At 33.5% G+C, this 20,275-nt stretch carries 19 protein-coding genes and 1 pseudogene; 13 read left to right on the forward strand and 7 right to left on the reverse strand.

Annotation, left to right across the window (positions count from 1 at the left end):
* Positions 1 to 52: 52 nt before the first annotated feature.
* Positions 53 to 451 carry a VOC family protein gene (locus GA0061074_RS06685; protein WP_092463095.1) on the reverse strand — a complete coding sequence of 133 codons (399 nt, stop codon included), beginning with the start codon at positions 449 to 451 and terminating at the stop codon, positions 53 to 55.
* Between the two features lie 249 nt (positions 452 to 700).
* On the opposite strand from GA0061074_RS06685, the gene GA0061074_RS09115 reads away from it, so the two are divergent.
* The 4 genes from GA0061074_RS09115 to GA0061074_RS06700 all read left to right on the forward strand — a co-directional run bounded on the left by GA0061074_RS09115 (position 701) and on the right by GA0061074_RS06700 (position 3,403).
* Positions 701 to 856 carry a hypothetical protein gene (locus GA0061074_RS09115; RefSeq protein ID WP_159426661.1) on the forward strand — a complete coding sequence of 52 codons (156 nt, stop codon included), beginning with the start codon at positions 701 to 703 and terminating at the stop codon, positions 854 to 856.
* Between the two features lie 39 nt (positions 857 to 895).
* Entirely contained in the window at positions 896 to 1,336 is a 441-nt protein-coding gene (locus tag GA0061074_RS06690) for a CPBP family intramembrane glutamic endopeptidase (RefSeq protein WP_092463097.1), read from the forward strand.
* Positions 1,337 to 1,576: 240 nt separating this feature from the next.
* On the forward strand, positions 1,577 to 2,521 hold the full coding sequence (gene rbsK / locus GA0061074_RS06695; RefSeq protein ID WP_092463099.1) for a ribokinase: 945 nt from the start codon (positions 1,577 to 1,579) through the stop codon (positions 2,519 to 2,521).
* Between the two features lie 60 nt (positions 2,522 to 2,581).
* Entirely contained in the window at positions 2,582 to 3,403 is an 822-nt protein-coding gene (locus GA0061074_RS06700; RefSeq protein ID WP_092463101.1) for an HAD family hydrolase, read from the forward strand.
* A gap of 69 nt (positions 3,404 to 3,472) precedes the next feature.
* On the opposite strand, the gene GA0061074_RS06705 is transcribed toward GA0061074_RS06700, so the two are convergent.
* Positions 3,473 to 4,390: a hypothetical protein gene (locus tag GA0061074_RS06705; RefSeq protein WP_092463104.1), complete on the reverse strand. Its 918-nt coding sequence runs from the start codon at positions 4,388 to 4,390 to the stop codon at positions 3,473 to 3,475.
* 457 nt (positions 4,391 to 4,847) lie between these two features.
* On the opposite strand from GA0061074_RS06705, the gene GA0061074_RS06710 reads away from it, so the two are divergent.
* Together GA0061074_RS06710 and GA0061074_RS06715 are read left to right on the forward strand one after the other, a co-directional pair.
* Complete coding sequence (locus GA0061074_RS06710; RefSeq protein ID WP_092463106.1) at positions 4,848 to 5,297, forward strand: DUF3290 family protein; 450 nt, start codon at positions 4,848 to 4,850, stop codon at positions 5,295 to 5,297.
* Between the two features lie 3 nt (positions 5,298 to 5,300).
* The gene (locus GA0061074_RS06715; protein ID WP_092463109.1) at positions 5,301 to 5,939 is read left to right on the forward strand and encodes a DUF421 domain-containing protein; all 639 of its coding nucleotides are present in this window, start codon (positions 5,301 to 5,303) and stop codon (positions 5,937 to 5,939) included.
* 54 nt (positions 5,940 to 5,993) lie between these two features.
* Here the strand turns inward: GA0061074_RS06715 and GA0061074_RS06720 are convergent, their stop codons facing one another.
* A complete protein-coding gene (locus GA0061074_RS06720) occupies positions 5,994 to 6,965 on the reverse strand; it encodes an AEC family transporter (protein ID WP_092463111.1) in 972 nt (323 codons plus the stop codon).
* A 186-nt stretch (positions 6,966 to 7,151) separates the two neighbouring features.
* On the opposite strand from GA0061074_RS06720, the gene GA0061074_RS06725 reads away from it, so the two are divergent.
* Positions 7,152 to 7,574, forward strand: a complete 423-nt coding sequence (locus tag GA0061074_RS06725) for a cytidine deaminase family protein (RefSeq protein WP_092463114.1) — start codon at positions 7,152 to 7,154, stop codon at positions 7,572 to 7,574.
* Positions 7,575 to 7,754: 180 nt separating this feature from the next.
* Here the strand turns inward: GA0061074_RS06725 and GA0061074_RS09370 are convergent.
* The 3 genes and pseudogenes from GA0061074_RS09370 to GA0061074_RS06740 all read right to left on the reverse strand — a co-directional run.
* Positions 7,755 to 7,964: pseudogene (locus GA0061074_RS09370) on the reverse strand (hypothetical protein); the annotation flags it as partial.
* A 53-nt stretch (positions 7,965 to 8,017) separates the two neighbouring features.
* Positions 8,018 to 9,814 (reverse strand): cysteine peptidase family C39 domain-containing protein, encoded by a 1,797-nt coding sequence (locus GA0061074_RS06735; RefSeq protein ID WP_092463116.1) that lies wholly within the window; start codon positions 9,812 to 9,814, stop codon positions 8,018 to 8,020.
* Between the two features lie 143 nt (positions 9,815 to 9,957).
* Positions 9,958 to 11,385 carry an oligosaccharide flippase family protein gene (locus GA0061074_RS06740; RefSeq protein ID WP_092463118.1) on the reverse strand — a complete coding sequence of 476 codons (1,428 nt, stop codon included), beginning with the start codon at positions 11,383 to 11,385 and terminating at the stop codon, positions 9,958 to 9,960.
* 276 nt (positions 11,386 to 11,661) lie between these two features.
* Here GA0061074_RS06740 and cbpA point away from each other — a divergent pair, with 276 nt between their 5' ends.
* Entirely contained in the window at positions 11,662 to 12,306 is a 645-nt protein-coding gene (gene cbpA, locus GA0061074_RS06745; RefSeq protein ID WP_092463120.1) for a cyclic di-AMP binding protein CbpA, read from the forward strand.
* A gap of 51 nt (positions 12,307 to 12,357) precedes the next feature.
* Positions 12,358 to 13,083, forward strand: coding sequence for a TatD family hydrolase (locus tag GA0061074_RS06750; protein ID WP_092463122.1), 726 nt, complete (start codon positions 12,358 to 12,360; stop codon positions 13,081 to 13,083).
* Positions 13,084 to 13,411: 328 nt separating this feature from the next.
* Here the strand turns inward: GA0061074_RS06750 and GA0061074_RS06755 are convergent, their stop codons facing one another.
* Positions 13,412 to 14,014, reverse strand: coding sequence for a TetR/AcrR family transcriptional regulator (locus GA0061074_RS06755; protein WP_092463125.1), 603 nt, complete (start codon positions 14,012 to 14,014; stop codon positions 13,412 to 13,414).
* A gap of 136 nt (positions 14,015 to 14,150) precedes the next feature.
* Between GA0061074_RS06755 and GA0061074_RS06760 the strand changes: the two genes are divergently transcribed.
* From GA0061074_RS06760 to pth, 4 genes are all read left to right on the forward strand, one after another.
* Positions 14,151 to 16,673 carry a YhgE/Pip domain-containing protein gene (locus GA0061074_RS06760; protein ID WP_092463127.1) on the forward strand — a complete coding sequence of 841 codons (2,523 nt, stop codon included), beginning with the start codon at positions 14,151 to 14,153 and terminating at the stop codon, positions 16,671 to 16,673.
* Between the two features lie 123 nt (positions 16,674 to 16,796).
* Positions 16,797 to 17,753 carry a TerC family protein gene (locus GA0061074_RS06765; RefSeq protein WP_092463130.1) on the forward strand — a complete coding sequence of 319 codons (957 nt, stop codon included), beginning with the start codon at positions 16,797 to 16,799 and terminating at the stop codon, positions 17,751 to 17,753.
* A 222-nt stretch (positions 17,754 to 17,975) separates the two neighbouring features.
* On the forward strand, positions 17,976 to 19,556 hold the full coding sequence (locus GA0061074_RS06770; RefSeq protein ID WP_240005873.1) for an amidase family protein: 1,581 nt from the start codon (positions 17,976 to 17,978) through the stop codon (positions 19,554 to 19,556).
* Between the two features lie 142 nt (positions 19,557 to 19,698).
* Complete coding sequence (gene pth, locus GA0061074_RS06775; RefSeq protein WP_092463132.1) at positions 19,699 to 20,265, forward strand: aminoacyl-tRNA hydrolase; 567 nt, start codon at positions 19,699 to 19,701, stop codon at positions 20,263 to 20,265.
* Positions 20,266 to 20,275 lie beyond the last annotated feature (10 nt).

Consider the following 20,275-nt stretch of genomic DNA (forward strand, 5'->3'; position numbering starts at 1 on the left):
TGAGTCTCATGTACCCTTTTAGCTTAATGGCCTTTATAATAGCGGGCTAATTTTATTGTTTACAAACGATCTCAACTTTTATGCGGTCAGGGTCTTCAATATATAGAGCATAACTTTCTGCTCCACCGGCGTGCGGATATAGATTAGCGTACAATTCATTATAGTTGGAAGCAAGAAGCTGTGAACGTATCTTATCAACTTGCTTGGTTGTTAATACAAGAAAAGCTAAGTGATTTAGGCCCACTCTTGTACGGTTGTATTCAGGTATTGTTTTATTAGATTGAACAAAAACAAGGTATGTTTCGTCTAATTTATAACTGATACCGTTTGGCCATTCTTGATAGATTTTATAATTTAAATTTTCTAAAAGTAACGTATCCCAAAATAAACGTGTATTTTTTAAATTACTGACGTATATCTCAATATGGTTTATCTGACCTGTTTTACTCATTAAGTGTCTTTCCTTTATAATTTTTATTTATTGCTTTTATTAAGTGTAATTTTACTTCTTTTCCCTTTGAAGTGAAATTACTTTTTAGTTTGACAAATAGTGACGGTTTAATAAAAAGATGATCTTGTTGTAAATTCTTTTGAAAATACAATAAAAAATGTAATCTTTGTAAATTGATACGACCGATGGGGGGATGAATCAATATGATAAGATATAGCCATCTATTTATCTGTTTAAGGAGTGAAGAAAATGAAAAAAATTATAGCGATATTATTATTTTTTATAATGATAGTTGCTATTCAAATACCTACATTAGGAGAAGTAATTTGGAATAATGAAAATAGTGGCAGTATTAATTATTTAAATCATTTTTTATTAGTTTTGGCTCGTTTTTTATTTTATTAGCCATTTTATGGCTTATTTATAAAAGTTTAGGTGGCAAAGTTGAATCTCTTGCATTGGTCCGTTAAAAATGTGGGTATAGCAATATTAGGCGCGTTAATATCTCAAATAATACAGTACATAGTTTCTTATATGGCACAACAAAATACTTCTGATCCCGATATACTAAAAGCGCTTTATTCGAATTTAGCACTTATAACTCTTATAACCCTTTTGGTTTTATCTCCAATATTGGAAGAATTTTTATTTCAAGGTATATTACAGGCGGAAATTTTGGAAAATCTACCTCCTATTTTTTCAGTGGTATTAACGGCTGCAATTTTTGCGATTATACATGGATTTGGCTTTAATGTCGGTACGTTAGCTTTGTTCGTTTCAGGATTAGCCTATGCAATTGTATTTTGGTATACGAAAGATCTAAAGATGACCATCTTATGTCACGGATTATCTAATTTAATAGTGGTAGTATTACTGATATTATAAAATTGTTTACTTACAAATAAGGTGAATGATAATTACATTCTTTCTAGTAATGAAAAAATCTGCTAACTAAATATGAAAATATCAAATAAACACTACGTATGTTAATTTTTGGTAAATTCACATCAAGTAAAACGTTTTACCTAAACGTTTACACAATTTAATAATACCGATATAATGGGGATTATTAAGATTTACCTTGAGAGATAATACTGAATTATTGATAATATACGGAGAAAAATAATGACAAAAAAAATAACCGTGTTGGGTTCAACCAATATTGATCGTGTTGTATCAGTACCAAGATTTGCCCAAAGTGGTGAAACATTGCATACAGATAGTCATTTAACGAATGCAATGGGTGGTAAAGGTTTAAATCAAGGTGTTGCAGTCGCACGTTCAGGTGTACAAACTAATATGATTACTAAGGTGGGGCGTGAATTTAACATCGCTGAAAATATGGCAGTTAAAAACTTGCTGACAGATCATGTTATGTTTTCAGAAAAGGGAGAAACAGGTCAAGCATATATCACGGTTTCTGAAGAAACAGGTGATAATATGATTTATATTTATGGTGGTGCAAATGCTGACTTAACAGTAGCGGATGTTAATGAACATAAAGATGCAATTATTGAATCTGATTTTGTTGTTGCACAGTTGGAAATTCCGATTGCCTCAGTTATCGCAGCATTTAAAATTGCGCATGAAAATGGCGTTAAGACAATTCTTAATCCTGCACCAATGCCTGAAACAGGTGGGTTACCTGAAGAATTGTTGGAGTTGACAGACGTTATTGCGCCTAATGAACATGAGACTTTCCTATTAACGGATGTTCCTATAACCGATGAGGAATCATTATTACGTAACGCTGTTTATTATTTCCAACGGGGCATTGATACTGTGATTATCACATTGGGGTCACAGGGTGCCTTTTATATGCGTGATAATGGTGAAACGAAACTTGTCCCTATTTTTAAAACAAAAACAGTTGATACAACTGCGGCTGGTGATACATTTATTGGGGCGATGGCAACGCGCCTAAATAAAGATTTGAGCAACTTAGAAGATGCTATGGTGTATGGATCAGCGGCATCGTCAGTTACTGTTTCAAGGCCGGGGGCGCAACCAAGTATTCCATTTGAAAATGAGGTACTTGCTATTTTAATTGCACAAGATCGCATGATTTAATAATATGAACGGGTGATAATAATTGGGATATATGCTGAATCATTAAGAGGGGAATGTATAATGATTAAACAAATATTTTTAGATATGGATGGCACGTTGTTGGATGATCAGGGAGATGTTACCCAACAAACGATTGATACTATTAGGGATGCGAATATACCAGTAACCTTGGTTTCAGCACGAGCACCACAAGAAATGACAGTGGCAATTGACCAATTAGCGTTGGATGCACCACAAGTTGCTTTCAATGGTGGTTTAATTTATCAGTGGCATGATGAGAAGATGCATGTTTTACGTGCTAATACAATCGCTAGAGGTGTTAATGAGCAATTAATGCGGTGGTTGTTAGACAACTATGCTGGTATGAGTTTAAGTTATTATACCCAAGACGATTGGGTAGTTTCTGAGATGTCACCAGAAATAAGTCGTGAGATTGAATTCACGGGAGTAATACCACGTGTGTTAGATATGACAGATTTTACTACTGATGTGCAAAATGGTGTTTTTAAAATCATGTTGATCGATTTAACCGGTGAATTATTGGATGATATTCAAGCGGCCATTTTAGCTCTAAATTTGCCGGGAATCAATGTGCAACAGTCAGATAAGGAACATTTAGAAATAACGAGTCGTGTGGCCGAAAAAGCTTTCGGGGTTGCGTATATTGTTGAACAAGAAGATTTAAACAAGTCTGAAACGGCGGCGTTTGGGGATGGTCAGAATGATTTGTCGATGTTTGATGAAGTTGGTTTAGCCGTTGCCATGGGGAATGCGCCACTTAATGTGCGTCAGGCAGGCGATTTTGTAACAAAGACGAATCAGGAAAATGGCGTTGCATATGGAATCAAGCAAATTTTATTGCAACAAGCCGATAATAAATAAATTTTTTGATATATAAAAGAAGCAGGAAGTAACCGATTATTGGTTATTTCCTGCTTTTCTAAACTATATTTAGATATCAAGGCTTGATGATGCACTAGAACTTGCATTATCGTATTGTGATTTGTAGTAGTCAGCCATCTTGTCTTGAAGGATGCTAGATAATTCTGATTCTGACTTAATCTTATTAGCTGCTGGCATTTTAACGCGTAGTTTATCATCACGCTTAGTATTGAGGTTGAATGTAACCCGACCTAACTGACCATCTTCCTTACCAGAGAAGTTCATCTTTAGTAAGTGACCACTTTTACCAGTAGTGATACCAAACTTTAAACCGTTAATATCATCAAGGGATGATTTGAATTCTTTCCATTCTGATTTTGGAATATCCTTACCAGACTTTGTTTTAGATATTTTGGTCATTAAACGTTTCATGTCAGCTTTATTCAAGTTGACTTTATAACCATCAGAAACTTTCTCAAATTTCTTACCATCTAAGTCTTTGAACCATTCAGTAAGGGTACTAGTATCAGACTTAACCTTACCAGGCTTAAGCTTAGATGTTTCATATGAAGAAGTATCAGAAGCGCTTAACCAATATGGGTCAAGTGATTTTGAAATTTTGGCAGCCGCACCACTATATTTAAGTGCTTGCAAAGTATTTGTCACATAGCTAGCTGATAAATAAGCATGATTGTTATTAGCTTTGATGTGCATCTTTTGGGTCTGCTTATCAGTCACATTCATTACTAAGTCCATATTATTTTTATGCTTTGCATCAAATTTCATTTTACCGCTAATGCTTTTAGCAGACATATCATCACCACTGACTTTTACCCGGAAATCAGCAATGTTGTCTTTACTTTCCGTCATTTTAGTTAGACTAGAATTGAATTGTCGTTTTGGTGTGTGTAGTGCCATATATGTACCACCACCAGCTACGGCTACAACGACAACAGCCGTTGTACCAATTACGATAGATTTTTTCATAATTTACCCCCTCTTAATCACTCTCCCCCATTCGATAGAATATGGCATTTATTAAAATTTCATATTCTAATTATATTATAACAAAAACAAAATATAAGCGTACAAAAAGGTGATTTATGTTTAAATTGTAACTAAAATAAATTAAAGTAATTGACTTAACAGGCATATAATGGTTTTTATAGCATGAGTAATTATCATGAGAGCGAGACAAAAGTCGTTTTGAAGCCGGTGTGTAACGTGCTTGTCGTAATTTTTGGCCGTAGCAAGGCGAAGGACAAGGATTTCGGCAATTGCGTTACATTGAGGCTTCAGACTGTTGGAACGCGTTTATGCTATAAAACTTACGGGCTTATAATTAATACATTTTGAATTAAGAAGGTTGGAACGATTTCTTTTGTCCCAATCTATTCATAGTAATCATTTTCATGTGTCTTTTAAAAAATCAGAGGTTAACATCATGACATTTTATACATATCAGTATTTACTGGATCATCAGGCGCAATTTCCATACTTACGCTTAGCTATTATTGTTTTTTTAGCAATCATGTTTATTGGTTTATTAGTGCGGTACTTTTCTAACAAGGGTGACATTAAGTATAAAGATTTAGCGGTAATCGTTGGTACGTTAATCGTCTTGGCACTGGCAATTCAATTTAATGATTATACTAATTTTCAAACAACTAGTAAGCAGAGTGGTCAGCAAGTATCTTTAGTAGAAGATATTGCTAAGAAATTAGATGTAAAGCCACAAAAATTAAGTGTTAATAATTTGCAAGAAGGTAATGGAGATATTTTAATTCATAGTTCTAAAGGTAATTATCGCGTTATTTTTAATAGTGATAATTCTGAATATGTTTTGGAAAAAATAGCTTTAACAAAAGAGACAATTAAAGTGGAGGATAAGTAAATCATGTTTTCATATTCAGATGTGTTTTTGAAACTGATTATTGGGTTCGTTTTTATTACATTATTAATTAAATTTAGTGGTAAGGGTAGTTTGGCACCAACTTCACCTTTGGATCAATTACAGAATTACGTTTTAGGTGGTATTATTGGAGGAATTTTATATAACCAGTCAATCTCAATTGCTCAATATGTTGTTGTCTTGTCAATTTGGGCTTTGCTAATGTTAACCACTCGTTATTTAAAAATTCATAATCATGTTGTTGGTAAATTTATTGATGGTGAACCAATGACGGTTATTTATAATGGTAAATTATTAGTAAAAACTTGTTTGCAAGCTAATTTATCGGCCAAAGAAATTGATTTTAAATTGCGTTCAGCAGGTGTTCTAGACATTACCACGGTAAAACGTGCCATCTTGGAACAAAATGGTAGTATAACAATTTTAGGTAAATACGATGAAGACGTACGTTTCCCTGTTATTGTTGATGGGAATATTGATATGGATGTCTTATCAGTTATGAATAAAGATGAGGAATGGCTCCAGCAAGAGTTAGAGAAACAAGGCGTAGAAAATGTGAAAGATGTTTATATGGCACGTTATCGTCATGATAAATGGGATATCGCAACTTACAATACGAAATAAAAAAACCTCCAAGACTAACAGTTAAGTGTTAATCTTGGAGGTTTTTTGTAACTATTAAACAAGTAGCATAATAATAACTACGGCAAATGGAAAAATAAAGATACTTTCCGTTAAAATACGTGTTGAAAAGTCAACGTCCATGTCATTTTGTTCAGCTAACATTGGTAGAACAGTTAACATTGGTGTTATTGATTGAATCATCAATGTCTTAACTAATAAGTCAGGTAGTGTAAATAGACCAGTTAATTGGTTAATCCATAGGACAACCGCCATCATAAGGGGTGTAATCACGAATTTTCCTATCTGAGCAAAAATATCAACTTTTTCCATTTTAAGATGCGATAATTGTGTTTTTGCAAGTTGTAAACCAATAAAAATAAGTGAAAGTGGCGTTACAACGTTTGCAACATAATTAAGCCCTTGGTATAAAAAGCCATTAACGGGTAGTTTGATATTAATGAAAAAGAAGATAATTCCGATAACAAATCCCCACATAGGTGGTGTTAGGAGATTAAGTGTACGACGCCATAATGGTAATTTAACAGTGTCAGTTGTTTGAGGGCCATCTTTATAAATTAATTTAACACCAACTGCCCAAGTGGTAATCGTATTAGCTACGAAGTAGGCTAAAAAGTAAGGTAAACTTTTGCTACCAAATAAAGCGAGGTTTAATGGTAGACCAACGAATAAGGTATTCGCATTAACAAATCCGTTTAAAAAGATACTACGACGATCTTTATTAAGGTGTAGTAAATGACCAACTGGGATTGCGATTAAGAAGCAAAGACCAATGGCAATCAATGATAAAATAACACCAATCAATAGGATGTGAAAGTTTTGTCTGTTGATGTATTTTTGTGCCGAAATAAAAACCGATACAGGTAGTGCGACATTAACAACAATGGTTGATAGGTCGTTGATAAAATGGTCGCTAACAGCTTTAGACTTACCAATAATAATACCGATAATAATGATAGTGATAATAATAAGAACACTATTTAATGAAATAAGAAAGGTTGGTAGCATAAAAAACTCCTAAAATAAATTGATGAATTAATGACTATGTCAATTAATAGCAATCAAATTCATTCTACACTTATATAATCTTAAATGCGATGCCATTTAAGAGTTGATACGATAAATTTGCAATGGCATATGTAATCAGTATTATATGGTTTATAAAAATAAATTTAGAAGTAGTGGGGAATTAAGATGAATATTTGGCAAACATTATATGAAAAAGCAAAAGTACAATATGATCCAAAAGACGTTACACCATTTATTTATGCGCATAATGTTGTTTGTGCATTAGAAGCAGAAAATGGCGATATTTATACAGGATTTTGTGTGGAAAGTTGTTCAGGCGTTTGCAATTTGTGTGCAGAACGAGTAGCGGCTTTGAACATGTATGTTAATAGTGGGCAAACGCATATTAAGAGAATGATTGCCTTTCGCGATTCGGCGCCTAGTGGTGGTGGTTCGGGGATGCCTTGTGGTGCTTGCCAAGACTTTTTATTGCAATTAGATCAAAAAAATAAGGCAACTGAAATCATGATTGACTATGGTAATCTAGAAACGACGACTTTAGGTGAATTAATGCCTAATTGGTGGGGGAATGAACGGTATAGTGAATGAATAATAATTGATTAAGGTTACACCTGGTCGTCTTGAGGCATCCTAAAATTATTCAACAATTTGAACAACTATAAAAAATGGTCGAGTAGCAGTTTTGTTACTCGACCATTTTGCGTGTGTTTTAAGCGTGGGATGTTTGACTGTTTATATAAAAATACCCGAAAGTTAAAAATTAACTTACTATTTTAAATTTAATTTTTTAGTAACAACATTATCTAAAAATTTATCATGTGTAATTATAATAATAAGTTTATTTTCTGTAAGTAATGTATTAAGTATAATTTTGAGGCCGTTTTTGCTTTTTTGGTCTAAATGCGATGTTGGTTCATCTAAAAGATATACTGAAGATTCATGAAGTAACGCACGTAAAAGTAAAATTTTTTGTTTTTGTCCCTCAGATACATTAGTACCAGTAGTTGTTAAATTAAAAGAATCTTTTAAATCTAAGTGTAAGAGTTTTTTAAATTGATAGTATTTTTTTCCTGTGTATTAATTGATTTGGAATTTTCAATAAATATATTAAATAAAATGTTGTTTTTAAGTGTATCCTCATAAACATGCATTTCGGAAGAATACATAGAGGTGACAGCTCTTAAATAATTTTGGCTAGTATATCCAGTATTATGAGTATCTGCAATAAAAATATTATTATAATTAGTAGTTTCTAAACCAGCTAGTATTCTAAAAAGTGTAGATTTACCTGTTCCAGTATCTCCAGTTAGTAAGTTGATTTCTTTATTCGTGAATATATGATTCGGGTATGCTATTTTTCTGTTCTTTGTTTGACATATATGGGAAAAACATTTTATTTTTATATTTTTTATTGTAAATGATTTGTTAGTTATATTATTTGAAGCAGGTTTATTAAAAATTTGAGTATTTAGATTTACGTAATTGATAGCCGCTTTACTTTGAGCAAAGTTTATATAATTGTTTACAATTCGAGTTGTACTTGAAATGATAATGAAAAGCAGGTATATTCCCGTTTCTATGTTAACAAGATTATTAGTAGTATAAAAAATACATAATCCGGCTAAAGATAATAATAGAATATTTATAGTTATTTGTATTAACACTTGCAATTTTATTTGCAATGTTGAATATTGTTTAGTAGATTTAAAAAAATTATCAATTTTTAATTGAAACCATTTGTTAGCTTCTTGCTTTTTGTTAAATGTATTGATATCAAAACTTGATTGTATTAAATTTATGAAACAATTAGAGTAACTATTTCCTATATGCATGTTTTCTAAAAAAGTATTACAAATTTTATTTGATTGAGAAATTACTATAAAAGTTATAATGAGTATCCATGCAAATAGAAATATTGTTAATATAGGACTATACAACAGTAGAAAGAATAAAAGAAATAGTAAATAGAAGCATTCTAATTTTAAGAATAACTTGTCCACAGAACCATGGACGGCCATTATGATGTTCCAAAAATATGTAGAGCTTTTTTCTATTTCTTTATTTGCATATATATCAGCTAATTTATGGTTTAAAAAATTTTTAATTAATTCTTGTTGGATAGCGTTAATTAGATTTATTTTTATGTTGTTTAATTTATGAATAGACAGTTGAAAAATAATTGTTAGGAAAATAGTTAAAATGATTAATTGAAAATAAACTATTTTATCTTGTATATTAGTAATAGCTGAAGAAATAATATGTGTTAAAAAAATAGGAATAAAAGATACATTAATTACAGAAATAATTAAGAAAGCTTTGGAAAAGTAAGATAATTGTTTAATTTTCTTTTTCAAAAAAAATGTTGAGTCAATTTGATTTGTAATATTGGCTTTTGAAAACATTTTAAAAATGTTAATATCTTTGTGAATAATGATTACTTGACCTAAAAACATTTTAAAAAAATCAGATTTTGTGATTTTGGTGATTGTTGTATTGCAAGGATTTGAAATGACCAAATAGTGTTTGAATACTTTATGAATGACTATATAGTGTGGAATATTATTCTCTAATACACGAGCAATGCAAGGCATTTTTATAGATGATAATTCTTCATTAGATTCAATTAAAAAACAATCACTATTTAGATAATGTTTTTTAAGAATATTTTGAAGATCTAGCATTGATAGTTCTTTAGAGATATCAATATTTAGAGAATCGATAATAAAACGAAAATTATTAGCATTTACATTATGACTTTTAAGGATAGTTATAATTACAGCTACACCACAATCATAATCACTGTTTTGCATAGTATGAGGTTTTTTCATGAAGATTCCTTAAGTTAAAAAAACAGTATATTAAGAATATATTGTATAGCAATAGACAAACCATCCTCCAGATTTTTTGCAAATCTTATGAATATGTTTTTTTCCACCATAAAGTTTCGATGATTCAAATTGTGTTAATTTTTTCATAAGCACTCCTTAAAAAATGATTTTATAATTGTTAATATTTTTTTGTAGAAAAAAATTCCGACAGATAATATATATACAACACTACCAATTAGAATTTCTAAAAGTAAATTACCAGAACTCAAAGGTAACTGGTGATTTATGAACAAAACTATTCCATACATTAAAATAGCAGATATCAAGAATTTTAGACTTCTTGAAAATATTTGTTTTATATTGAAATGCTTTTTAATAATATAGAACTGAACCACGGTGACAGATAATTCAGCAGCTATGGTTGCATATACAACACCAATTTCTTGAAATAACTTAATACATGGATAGTTTAGTAATAAATTGATGCAAGCGCCAATTACTACAGAGTAAAAATATGGTTTTATATTTTTAGTTGGTATTAAAAATTGGACGCCGATGATATGACTCCAACTAATCAAGATAATTAAAAGTGCTTCTAATTCAATGTAGGTTGATATGCCAGAAAATTTATTGGAAAAAAACCATAATGAGAAATCTTTTGATAAAGCTAATATGCCAGCGACTAATGGAAAACATAAAAAATTGGTAATGAGAAAACTATTTACAATTAATTTTTTAAGTGTTTCAAATTGTTTTGTAGCATATAATTTATTTATTCTCGGAATAAAAACTGTACCAGAAGCAGTAATGAAAGTTATTAAAATTCTTATTAATCGATCAGCGTTTTCAAAGTAGGCAACAGCAGTCATACTAGAAAATATACCCAAGTAAGTCTTATTAATAGTGGCATATAAAGTAATGATTAATTCAGGTAGAAGTAAAAGAGCTGCTGGTTTGATATGCTTTTTAAAATGCCAATAATGTTTTGTTGGTTTAGCAATTTCTTTGTGTAGATTTGTATAGAAAGTTAAATTACTAATTAAAGTAGAACAAGATAAGATACAGATGTACAATAGTAAATCTGATTGATTTTTTATAAGAATAAAAATACTAAGAATAGTGGCGATACGCATGATAAGATTACGTATCGTGATTAATTTAAAGTTTTCAATACCTTGATAGTACCAGGAAATGTCCAAGGCCAGTGCAATAATTTGAATAGATTGGGCTAAATAGAAGATAAAGTAAGTTGTCTGAGTTAAAAATAAAAAGACTATAAAAATTATAAAGGTAAATATAGAGACAATTATTCGAAAGAAATAAAGTTCCCAAAATAATTGAGTTTGTAATAATTTGTTTTTTTTAGAAGTAGTAATTAGCTGACAACCGTAAGTGACACCAATAGTAGCGATTAAGATAAAATATTGGGTATTTGTTGCAGTGTAAGAATGAATACCAAGTTCATGAGGGCCTAAAGTTCGGGCTATATAAGGCATTGTTAATAGAGGGACAAATAAATTAAAAATGTGATACAAAACGTTCCAAAAATAGTTATACACTAAAGATGTCATATAATTTAACCAAGCTTTTTGAGAAATTATCTGTTAAAAAATATAGCATGATTCTTTCAGGAAGGATTTGCTGTAAATTAATCGTACTAAAATTGTAATTAAACGTCATTGAGTGTAAAGCCTTATAGAAATGCTAAATACTAAATAATATTAATAAATCGGCTAATTTTCTCATTTTAAGGTAAAATTTAGATTACGACTTCCAGAAAATAGTGCAGTATAACAGGTTTTGTGGTATTATAATTAAATTAGAAACTAAGGATAGGAGTTGTCTAAATGTTAGCGACTTTAGTTAAGTCTCGAGACCTATTAACAACGCTCAGTGAAAATGCAACACTTCAAGATGCATTAGATGTCTTTGATAGCTCTAACTTCCGAGCTATTCCTATTTTAGACGAAAGCGGACAATTGTTTCGCGGTGCCATTTATAAATTGCACATTTACCAGCATTTAATTCAAGGTGGAGATTTGAATGCACCGGTGACGAGCTACATGCGTAATATGACCAAATTCGTGCGTGTGGAATCAACTTTTTACGAAGCATTTTTTACATTAAAAGATTTACCATTTATTTCAGTTCTTGATAACGATAATCATTTTATCGGTATCTTAACACACGCGCGTATGATGAGATTACTAGCTGATTCTTGGACGACAGATGGCGGTCGTTATAGTTTAACGCTGGTATCTGAAGGTGAGCGGGGTACGTTAGAAAAAGCAACCCATATTATTTCTCGATATACCACCATTTCATCAGCAATGACTTTAAATCCTGATAAAAACCCACGAACAACTCGCTTGTTGTTCACATTACCACGTACGGTGAGTGAAGGTTCTTTGTCAAAAATCATTAAGATATTATCTCGTAAGGGTTATCATTTAGAGTCATTAGAAGATTTATCACAATCATCATATATGTAAGGTATTCAAAAGCGACCAACTATTTGGATCGCTTTTTTGTTAGGAGATTAAATGATGTTAATTGATATGCATAGTCATAGTGATGGTAGTGCTGAATTTATTGCAGAACAAAATAAAGCACATGTTGCTAGTGTTTTGAATGCAACAACGAGTGAAGAATTCCAATTTAATCAGCGTTATATTGGTGAGCAGCAGTTACTTAGTTATGGTGTTCATCCATGGGAATCACAACGACAAATTATTAATCATGAGTTATTAATGCGTGCACCAATTATTGGTGAAATTGGCTTGGATACGGAATGGACAGATGTGCCTTTAACTATTCAACGGCCTGTTTTTTCGGCACAATTACGGACTGCGCAACAATTAAATAAACCAGTTGTTTTGCATACCAAAGGGTGTGAAGCAGAAATTTTGGATACTTTAAAAGCGTATCCGCAATTAACGACTTTAGTACACTGGTATTCGGCAGCAGAATATCAAGATGAATACTTAAAACGGCCAAATAGTTATTTTTCAATTGGTCCTGATGTGTTGACTGATTCGGTTGTACAGGAGTTTGCTAAAAAAGTACCAGCAACGCAATTATTTATTGAATCAGATGGGTTAGAAAGTTTTGTCTGGGTTTTAAAAAGATCGGTTGATGTTAGTGAGTATCAGTCGTTGCTAGAAGTGGTTTATCAAAAAGTAGCGCAACTACGAAATGTTTCTGTAGAACAACTAGAATTACAAGTGCAGAGTAATTGGCAACAATTTCTAACTAGTCTATCAAAATAATACGAAAAGCCGTCAATCGTTCGATTGACGGCTTTTAATGGTTTTTTGGGTGATTTTTTCACACTCTTTAACGTGTTCAAAAAATCTGAACCTTAAATGTAACGCTATTTAGATCAGTCACGTCCTGCGCGTTGCTCCGGACATAACCGATCTAAACAACGTTACAACCGGGTTCAAACCAATTTTTTTCACACTCTTTTAAACGTGCTCAAAAAATCTGAATCCTTAATATAACGCTAGTTAAACTAATCACGCCCTACGCTGCGCTTCGGTCGCAATCAACTTAACCAACGTTATACTCGGATTCAAAACGATTTTTTTCACACTCCTAATTAAACGCAATTAAATCATGCGGTGCCATAAAACGACTACGCATTAAAATATTGGCTAGTTCGTCAGGATCTTCAGGATTATCTTTATCAATCCAATGACGGACGATGTTTAGAATGCTATTAATCGCAATCTCTTTGGTGTAATCAATTGGAATATCGTTAGTAAAGTGCCCATTATTTTTGATTAGTTGTGCCGTGAAAAGGTCATCAACCACATTTTTAATTTGTGAAAAGAATTGTGAATCGCCATTATTTGAGAATAATGCATGCATGGTTGCACGTTCACTATCAACATATTCTAAAGCTTGGCTAAAAACGCGATATGTTGCACCAGAACGATCGGCACTAGAAGCATTACTCAATGGTTCTTTTAGATTGTCCTTTAATGCTGCTGAGATGTTCATAATTAGTTCATCTTCAATTTTAGCTAATAATTCATACTTATCGGTATAGTGCACATAAAAAGTCCCCCGGCTTACACCAGCATCACGTGTGATATCAGATACCGTGATATTACTGAAGCCTTTGTCTTCAATGAGTTTGATAAAGGATTGTTTGATATTTTGTTTTGTACGTGCGTTACGATCAGCTTGTTTCATAATTCCTACCCCATTTATTGAACAACGTGTTCAAAATTGTACATTGTACTAATGCCCTATTAGCATTAATATAGTCCTCAGAGAAAAAATATTCAACAAGTTGTTCAATAATTTGTTGTAGGAGGAGAGAAAAACAATGTTGAAATCAGAGTGGCAATGGCTAAAAGCACATAAATTTTATATGTTAGTTCTTTTTGTTTTACTATTTGTACCATCAATTTATGCTGTCACTTTCCTAGGTTCATTGTGGAATCCTTATGGTGAGGTAAGCAAATTACCAGTAGCGGTAGTTAATAAGGATCAGTCAGTGACTTACGCAGGAAAGAAATTAACGGTAGGTCATGACTTAAAAACGGAATTACAAAAGTCTGATGCGATGAATTTTAAATTTCCATCGGCATCAGCAGCCGAAAAGGGCTTGGATGATGGTAAATACTATACCGTTATTACAATTCCAAAGAATTTTTCACGTAATGCAACGACATTGCTAGACAAGCAACCAAAACAAATGAAGTTGCAATACGAAACGAGTTCTGGTCATAGTTTTATTGCAGGTAAGTTATCCGAATCAGGTGCTGAACGAATTGGTACGCAAATTTCAGGTAAGGTTACGAAAATTTATACCAAGACTTTGTTTAAAGAAATGCAAAAAGCCGGTAAGGGGATGGACGAAGCCGGCGCTGCCAATAAAAAGTTAGCTGATGGTGCTAATACGTTAAAAGATGGTAGTGATCAAGTGACAACCAATCTTAATAAGCTAGCAGCTAGTTCATTAACCTTTCAAGATGGTGCTAAAACATTAACGCAAGGCGTTGGTCAGTATACATCAGCGGTTAGTCAAGCAAGTACTGGTAGCAAACAACTTGCGTCTGGTTTGAATCAAATGAATCAACAGGCACCAACTTTGATTAATGGTATTGGTCAATTACAACAAGGAACAAAGCAATACACAGCTGCAGTTGGTCAAGCCGCTCAAGGTAGTCAAACACTATCAACCGGACTAAATCAATTAAATCAACAAGTCCCAACACTGCAGACTGGTGTGACAAAGTTAAATGATGGTTTGGCAAAATTAAATAAGCAGATGGTTGATAATGATGTTAAGGGTAATTTGGCAAAAGTTCAAAAAGAATTGACTTCGTTGTCATCTGTAATTGATGATACACAGGCTGCTTTACCAAACGATCAAACAATTAATAGTCAATTTAGCACATTACAATCGGATTTGAAGGCGTTAGAGCAAGCAAATGCAGCAGATCAAGGTACGCTAACAAATAATGTGAATGCAGCCATGAATGATGCGGGTATTGATTTAACGGCCGAGCAAAAACAAAAATTTGTACAGTCATTGGCAAGCAAACAAAGTAATACGCAGACTGCTAAGGTCTTAGCTACGATGACACAGCATGCAACGGCATTACAAGGTAGTGTCGGTCAATTAGTACAAGCTGTTCAAAAGAATCAGGGCACATTAACGTCACTAAATAAGACGTTACAAAATACAGATGTAAAAACAATTAATACGCAACTAACAGCATTGCAACAAGTGCCCGATGCAGTTGCACAATTATCATCAGGCTCACAACAGTTAAATGATAAGTTGCCAACGTTAAAGAGTGCCGTTAATACATTGGCTACTGGTGGTCAAACATTAAATACGGGGCTACAAACGTTGCAGGGCAAATCAGCTACATTAAATACCAGTGTGGCAACATTGCAGTCTGGTGCGCAAACATTAAGTGGTGGTGTTGGCCAACTAGCTAGTGGTGCTACACAATTGAATGGTGGACTTCAGACCTTAAATGGTATGAGTGGTCAACTAAACAGTGGTGCTAGTCAATTAAGTGGCGGTGCCGGTCAAATTAGCGATGGTTCAGGAAAGCTAGCAAGTGCTGCGCAACAGATGGGGCCAGCTTTGTCGAAGATGAACACAGGAAATCAGACATTAGCAGCTAAGTTAGCAGATGCCGGTAAGCAAGCTGGTCAGCTTAAGAGTACTAAGGGAACGCTAAAGCAAATGGCTACGCCAGCTAAGTTAGCACATACTGAAAAAGATAAGGTACCTAATAATGGTACTGGTATGATTCCATACATGTTCTCAGTTGGTATGTTTGTTGGTATGATGGCATTGAATTTGATGCTCGATATGGTAACACCACGAACAAAAATATCATCGTTGGGTGCTTGGTTTGGCTCAAAGATGTTTATTCTATTCGGACTTGCTACATTAGCTCCAATGGTGTTGTATGCACTAAGTGACTGGGTATTAGGCATGGATCCAATTAATCCGGGAAAAACATTCTTGGTAATGCTATTAACAAGTTATATGGACGCAGCTTTGGTAACGGCTATCTACATGTGGTTTGGTCGTGCTGGCGCATTCGTTTCAATGGTATTGTTGGTTGTTCAATTGAGTGTGGCCGCCGGAACGTATCCAATTGAATTATCAAATAAGTTTTATGAGTGGTTACACCCATTGGTACCAATGTCATATTCAGTAAATGGTTTACGTGAAACAATTATGATTGGTGGACCTATTAACACAGAGTTAACAGTTATCATTAGTGTTGGCATTGTTTCTCTATTAGCCATGTTTATCTATTTTGTTATCCGTCGTCGTAGTTTTACTACAATGGATGATCCGGTAATGAATGCATAAAGAAATAAAGAATCTGAAACAAATCAATGTTTCAGGTTCTTTTTTGTTATAAAATGTAAAATAGAATGATTAATGGTTAGAAATTAATACTTTACTACAAAGGATATAAAGGAAGCGTATTAAATGGAAGTTAATATATGGGTTTGGATTGGCTTTTTCGCATTTGTGATTGCGATGCTTATATTGGATCTGGGTGTTTTTAACAAAAAGGGAGAAGTACCAACCTTTAAAAAATCATTGTTACAAACGGCAGCGTGGGTTGTGCTAGCATTTATCTTTGCCGGTGGTATTTGGTACTTTGAAGGTAGTGGTCATGCCATTGATTTTGTCACCGGTTACTTGTTGGAAGAATCATTGAGTATGGATAACTTGTTTATTTTTATCCTAGTATTTGGCTTCTTCGGTATTGAAGCACGTTATCAACATCGTGTATTGTTCTGGGGAATCTTTGGTGCAATTGTGATGCGTGTCCTCTTTATTTTAGGTGGGGCAGCATTGTTGCACAAATTCGAATGGTTGATGTATTTGTTTGGTATCTTTTTGGTTTATACCGGTGTAAAGATGCTGTTCAATAAAAATGAAGATCAGAATCTAGATGATAGTAAGATTATTCAAACATTGCGGAAGTTTTTGCCGGTTAAAGATGATGTAAGCAAACCACATTTTATTATAAAAGAAAATGGTAAGCACTATGTCACACCATTTTTAATTGCTTTAATTTTTATTGAGTTATCAGATATCTTATTTGCTGTTGATTCAATTCCGGCTGTATTGGCAGTGACGCAAGATACATTTATTGTAACTACTTCTAATATCTTTGCGGTTTTGGGATTACGTTCATTGTTCTTTGCACTATCTAAGTTGCTACCAATGTTCCGTTACATTAAATATGCTTTGGCCGTTATCTTAGCCTTTATCGGTGCCAAAATGTTAATTAATGAGGGTGGTAAAATGTTTGATTGGCAATTCGCAATCTCAAACGTTGCCTCATTAGTTGTTATTATTGGTTTGTTGGCGATTGCAATTATTGCATCGATTGCTAAAACTCGTTGGGAAGACGAACATAGTAATGTGAAATAAATAAAATGACCTTATTCCATTTATTTTTTGGAATGAGGCCATTTTTTATATTGGTATTTAGATTGTTTCATTAGCAGTACAGGTGCGTTTACAAAAATAATTATAGGTGGCGTAGAATTAATGTATAGATGTCGTGTGACTGGGCGTCTTCGTTAATATCAGTATGTGGGATACTGGTAATTTTTTATTTCAATGGTCGTTTTAGTTCTTGGGGGACGTAAAATGAAGCGTAAAAAAATTCTCAAATTTGCAGTACTTGGGATGGTATTAGGTGTTGGTTCAGGGTTAGTGATACAAAACCAACAAGTACATGCCAAAACGGATGTGTTACAACATAAAAAGGTTAAAAGTAATGGTGTTGATGATGCTGTTTATCGACAAGCTTCTGCGAGTGAATTAGCGCAGATGGTGCGTGATGGTAAAGTTACTAGTCAGCAATTAATTAAGCATGCGGTGTCACAAATTAAAGCTGAAAACCCACAATTAAATGCGGTTATTAGTTTACGTGAGTCGGCTGCATTAAAAGAATCAGCAGCAATGAAGGATACGGGGCAACCTTTCTATGGTGTACCAATTTTAATTAAAGGTCTTGGTCAGCAATTAGATGGTGAGTCTAATACCAGGGGATTAAAAGATCTTAAGGATAATAAAGCAACTGAAACAAGTGACTATGTTAAGAAGTTACAATCAATGGGATTTGTAATTATTGGTCAAACTAATTTTCCGGAATTGGGATTGGTAAATATCACGGATTCAAAGTTGAACGGCGTTGCCCATAATCCTTGGCGGCTATCTCGTAATACAGGTGGTTCTTCAGGAGGCGCAGTAGCCAGTGTTGCGGCTGATTTTGTGCCAATGGCAACTGGTAATGATGCGGGTGGATCACTTAGAATTCCAGCATCATTTACGGGTGTAATCGGACTAAAGCCAACACAAGGGGCAATTACAGGAGATAGTACAGTTCCTTCAACAGTTAACTTTGCTGATGCTCGGAAAATTTCAGATTTACAAACTTATTTTAAAGGCATGCAGAGTTCAGAGCATCCAGAATTGATTAAAGATGCACCAGCTGATTTGAAACAGCTAAAGATTGCTTATTCAACGAAATCACCAGTAGGAACAAAGGTTAGCAAAGATGCTGTTAAGGCAGTTCAACAATCAGTAAAGTTTTTGAGGGCACAAGGTTATACTGTCGTAAAGAAAGATGCACCAGTTGACGGTAAGAAGCTTATGAAGATGTATTATACAGAATCAACACCAACTGGTACGGATGCAAATAAGATGATCAAGGAAAAAACTGGTAAAAACATGCAATTTAAGGATGTTTCACCAATGACATGGGCCTTGTATCAAGCGGATAAGAAACAGACTAAACAAAGTGAAAAATTTGTGACAACTGAAATGACCAAAGTTAGTCAACAAATGACTGATTTTCATAAGACTTATCCCATCTATTTGACACCAACAACGGCGACACCAGCACCTAAAAACAATGATCCAGCTTATTTGCCTAAATATGTTAAGCAATTAAAGCATATCCAGAATTTGAATCATAAAGAGCAAATTCAATTAATTTATGATGCCTGGCTTCATGGTTTATCAAAAACACCGTTTACGCAGTTAGCAAATGTTTCAGGAGAACCGGCACTTAGCTTACCAACGTATGTGACAAAGCAAGGTTTGCCATTAGGCGTTCAGTTTGAAGCTGATAAGGGACAGGATCAATTGTTGTTACAATTAGGAAAAGAGTTCCAAGATCATGATCAATTGCATTTTTTGGATAGCTATCAAGCGGGGAAGTAAACACTTGGGCTGTTAAAATGGTGTGATTTGGTTTAAAATCTATAGTCATTAAGTAAAAAGTAAATAGCGTATTTGGGTGGGGGCTAATTAGTCTCGACCCATTTCGTGCGTTAATAAGAAATTAGAAATGAGGCACAAAATAATGAAGATGATTGTTGGTTTGGGCAATATTGGTAAGGAATACGATAAAACACGTCATAACATTGGTTTTATGACAGTTGACGCATTAGCTGATAAGTACCAAGCAATGTTTAAGCAAGATGGTCAACGTCACGCTTTTGTGGCGGATGTGCGCATTAATAATGAAAAAGTGTTGTTAGTAAAACCAACGACTTATATGAATGATTCTGGGGATGCAGTACGTCCATTGGTTGATTACTATAAGTTAGATTTGGCTGATTTATTGGTTGTACAAGATGATATGGATATGGATCTTGGACGACTACGTTTACGCCAGAAGGGATCTGCTGGTGGGCACAACGGCATTAAAAGTATTGCCAGTCAATTAGGAACACAAAAGTTTAATCGTTTGAAGTTCGGAATTGGTCATCCAGCACATGTTCACCAAGCAGTAGTTGATTATGTATTGGGACATTTCGGTAAGGATGAGCAACCTGATTTATTAGCAGGATTAGACAAAGCTGTTGAAATTTTTGAAGGATTCGCTGATGGTGAAGAAATGCCAATGTTAATGAATCGATTTAATTAAAAGGATAAAT

The sequence above is a fragment of the Weissella bombi genome, assembly GCF_900094835.1.
GTDB lineage: Bacteria > Bacillota > Bacilli > Lactobacillales > Lactobacillaceae > Weissella > Weissella bombi.

Excerpts from the sequence above, each read along its gene's own strand:
- GA0061074_RS06685 (WP_092463095.1), bottom strand. The coding sequence starts at position 451 with ATGAGTAAAACAGGTCAGATAAACCATATTGAGATATACGTCAGTAAT.
- GA0061074_RS09115 (WP_159426661.1), top strand. The coding sequence starts at position 701 with ATGAAAAAAATTATAGCGATATTATTATTTTTTATAATGATAGTTGCT.
- rbsK (WP_092463099.1), top strand. The coding sequence starts at position 1,577 with ATGACAAAAAAAATAACCGTGTTGGGTTCAACCAATATTGATCGTGTT.
- GA0061074_RS06700 (WP_092463101.1), top strand. The coding sequence starts at position 2,582 with ATGATTAAACAAATATTTTTAGATATGGATGGCACGTTGTTGGATGAT.
- GA0061074_RS06705 (WP_092463104.1), bottom strand. The coding sequence starts at position 4,390 with ATGAAAAAATCTATCGTAATTGGTACAACGGCTGTTGTCGTTGTAGCC.
- GA0061074_RS06710 (WP_092463106.1), top strand. The coding sequence starts at position 4,848 with ATGACATTTTATACATATCAGTATTTACTGGATCATCAGGCGCAATTT.
- GA0061074_RS06715 (WP_092463109.1), top strand. The coding sequence starts at position 5,301 with ATGTTTTCATATTCAGATGTGTTTTTGAAACTGATTATTGGGTTCGTT.
- GA0061074_RS06720 (WP_092463111.1), bottom strand. The coding sequence starts at position 6,965 with ATGCTACCAACCTTTCTTATTTCATTAAATAGTGTTCTTATTATTATC.
- GA0061074_RS06725 (WP_092463114.1), top strand. The coding sequence starts at position 7,152 with ATGAATATTTGGCAAACATTATATGAAAAAGCAAAAGTACAATATGAT.
- GA0061074_RS06735 (WP_092463116.1), bottom strand. The coding sequence starts at position 9,814 with ATGAAAAAACCTCATACTATGCAAAACAGTGATTATGATTGTGGTGTA.
- GA0061074_RS06740 (WP_092463118.1), bottom strand. The coding sequence starts at position 11,385 with ATGACATCTTTAGTGTATAACTATTTTTGGAACGTTTTGTATCACATT.
- cbpA (WP_092463120.1), top strand. The coding sequence starts at position 11,662 with ATGTTAGCGACTTTAGTTAAGTCTCGAGACCTATTAACAACGCTCAGT.
- GA0061074_RS06750 (WP_092463122.1), top strand. The coding sequence starts at position 12,358 with ATGATGTTAATTGATATGCATAGTCATAGTGATGGTAGTGCTGAATTT.
- GA0061074_RS06755 (WP_092463125.1), bottom strand. The coding sequence starts at position 14,014 with ATGAAACAAGCTGATCGTAACGCACGTACAAAACAAAATATCAAACAA.
- GA0061074_RS06760 (WP_092463127.1), top strand. The coding sequence starts at position 14,151 with ATGTTGAAATCAGAGTGGCAATGGCTAAAAGCACATAAATTTTATATG.
- GA0061074_RS06765 (WP_092463130.1), top strand. The coding sequence starts at position 16,797 with ATGGAAGTTAATATATGGGTTTGGATTGGCTTTTTCGCATTTGTGATT.
- GA0061074_RS06770 (WP_240005873.1), top strand. The coding sequence starts at position 17,976 with ATGAAGCGTAAAAAAATTCTCAAATTTGCAGTACTTGGGATGGTATTA.
- pth (WP_092463132.1), top strand. The coding sequence starts at position 19,699 with ATGAAGATGATTGTTGGTTTGGGCAATATTGGTAAGGAATACGATAAA.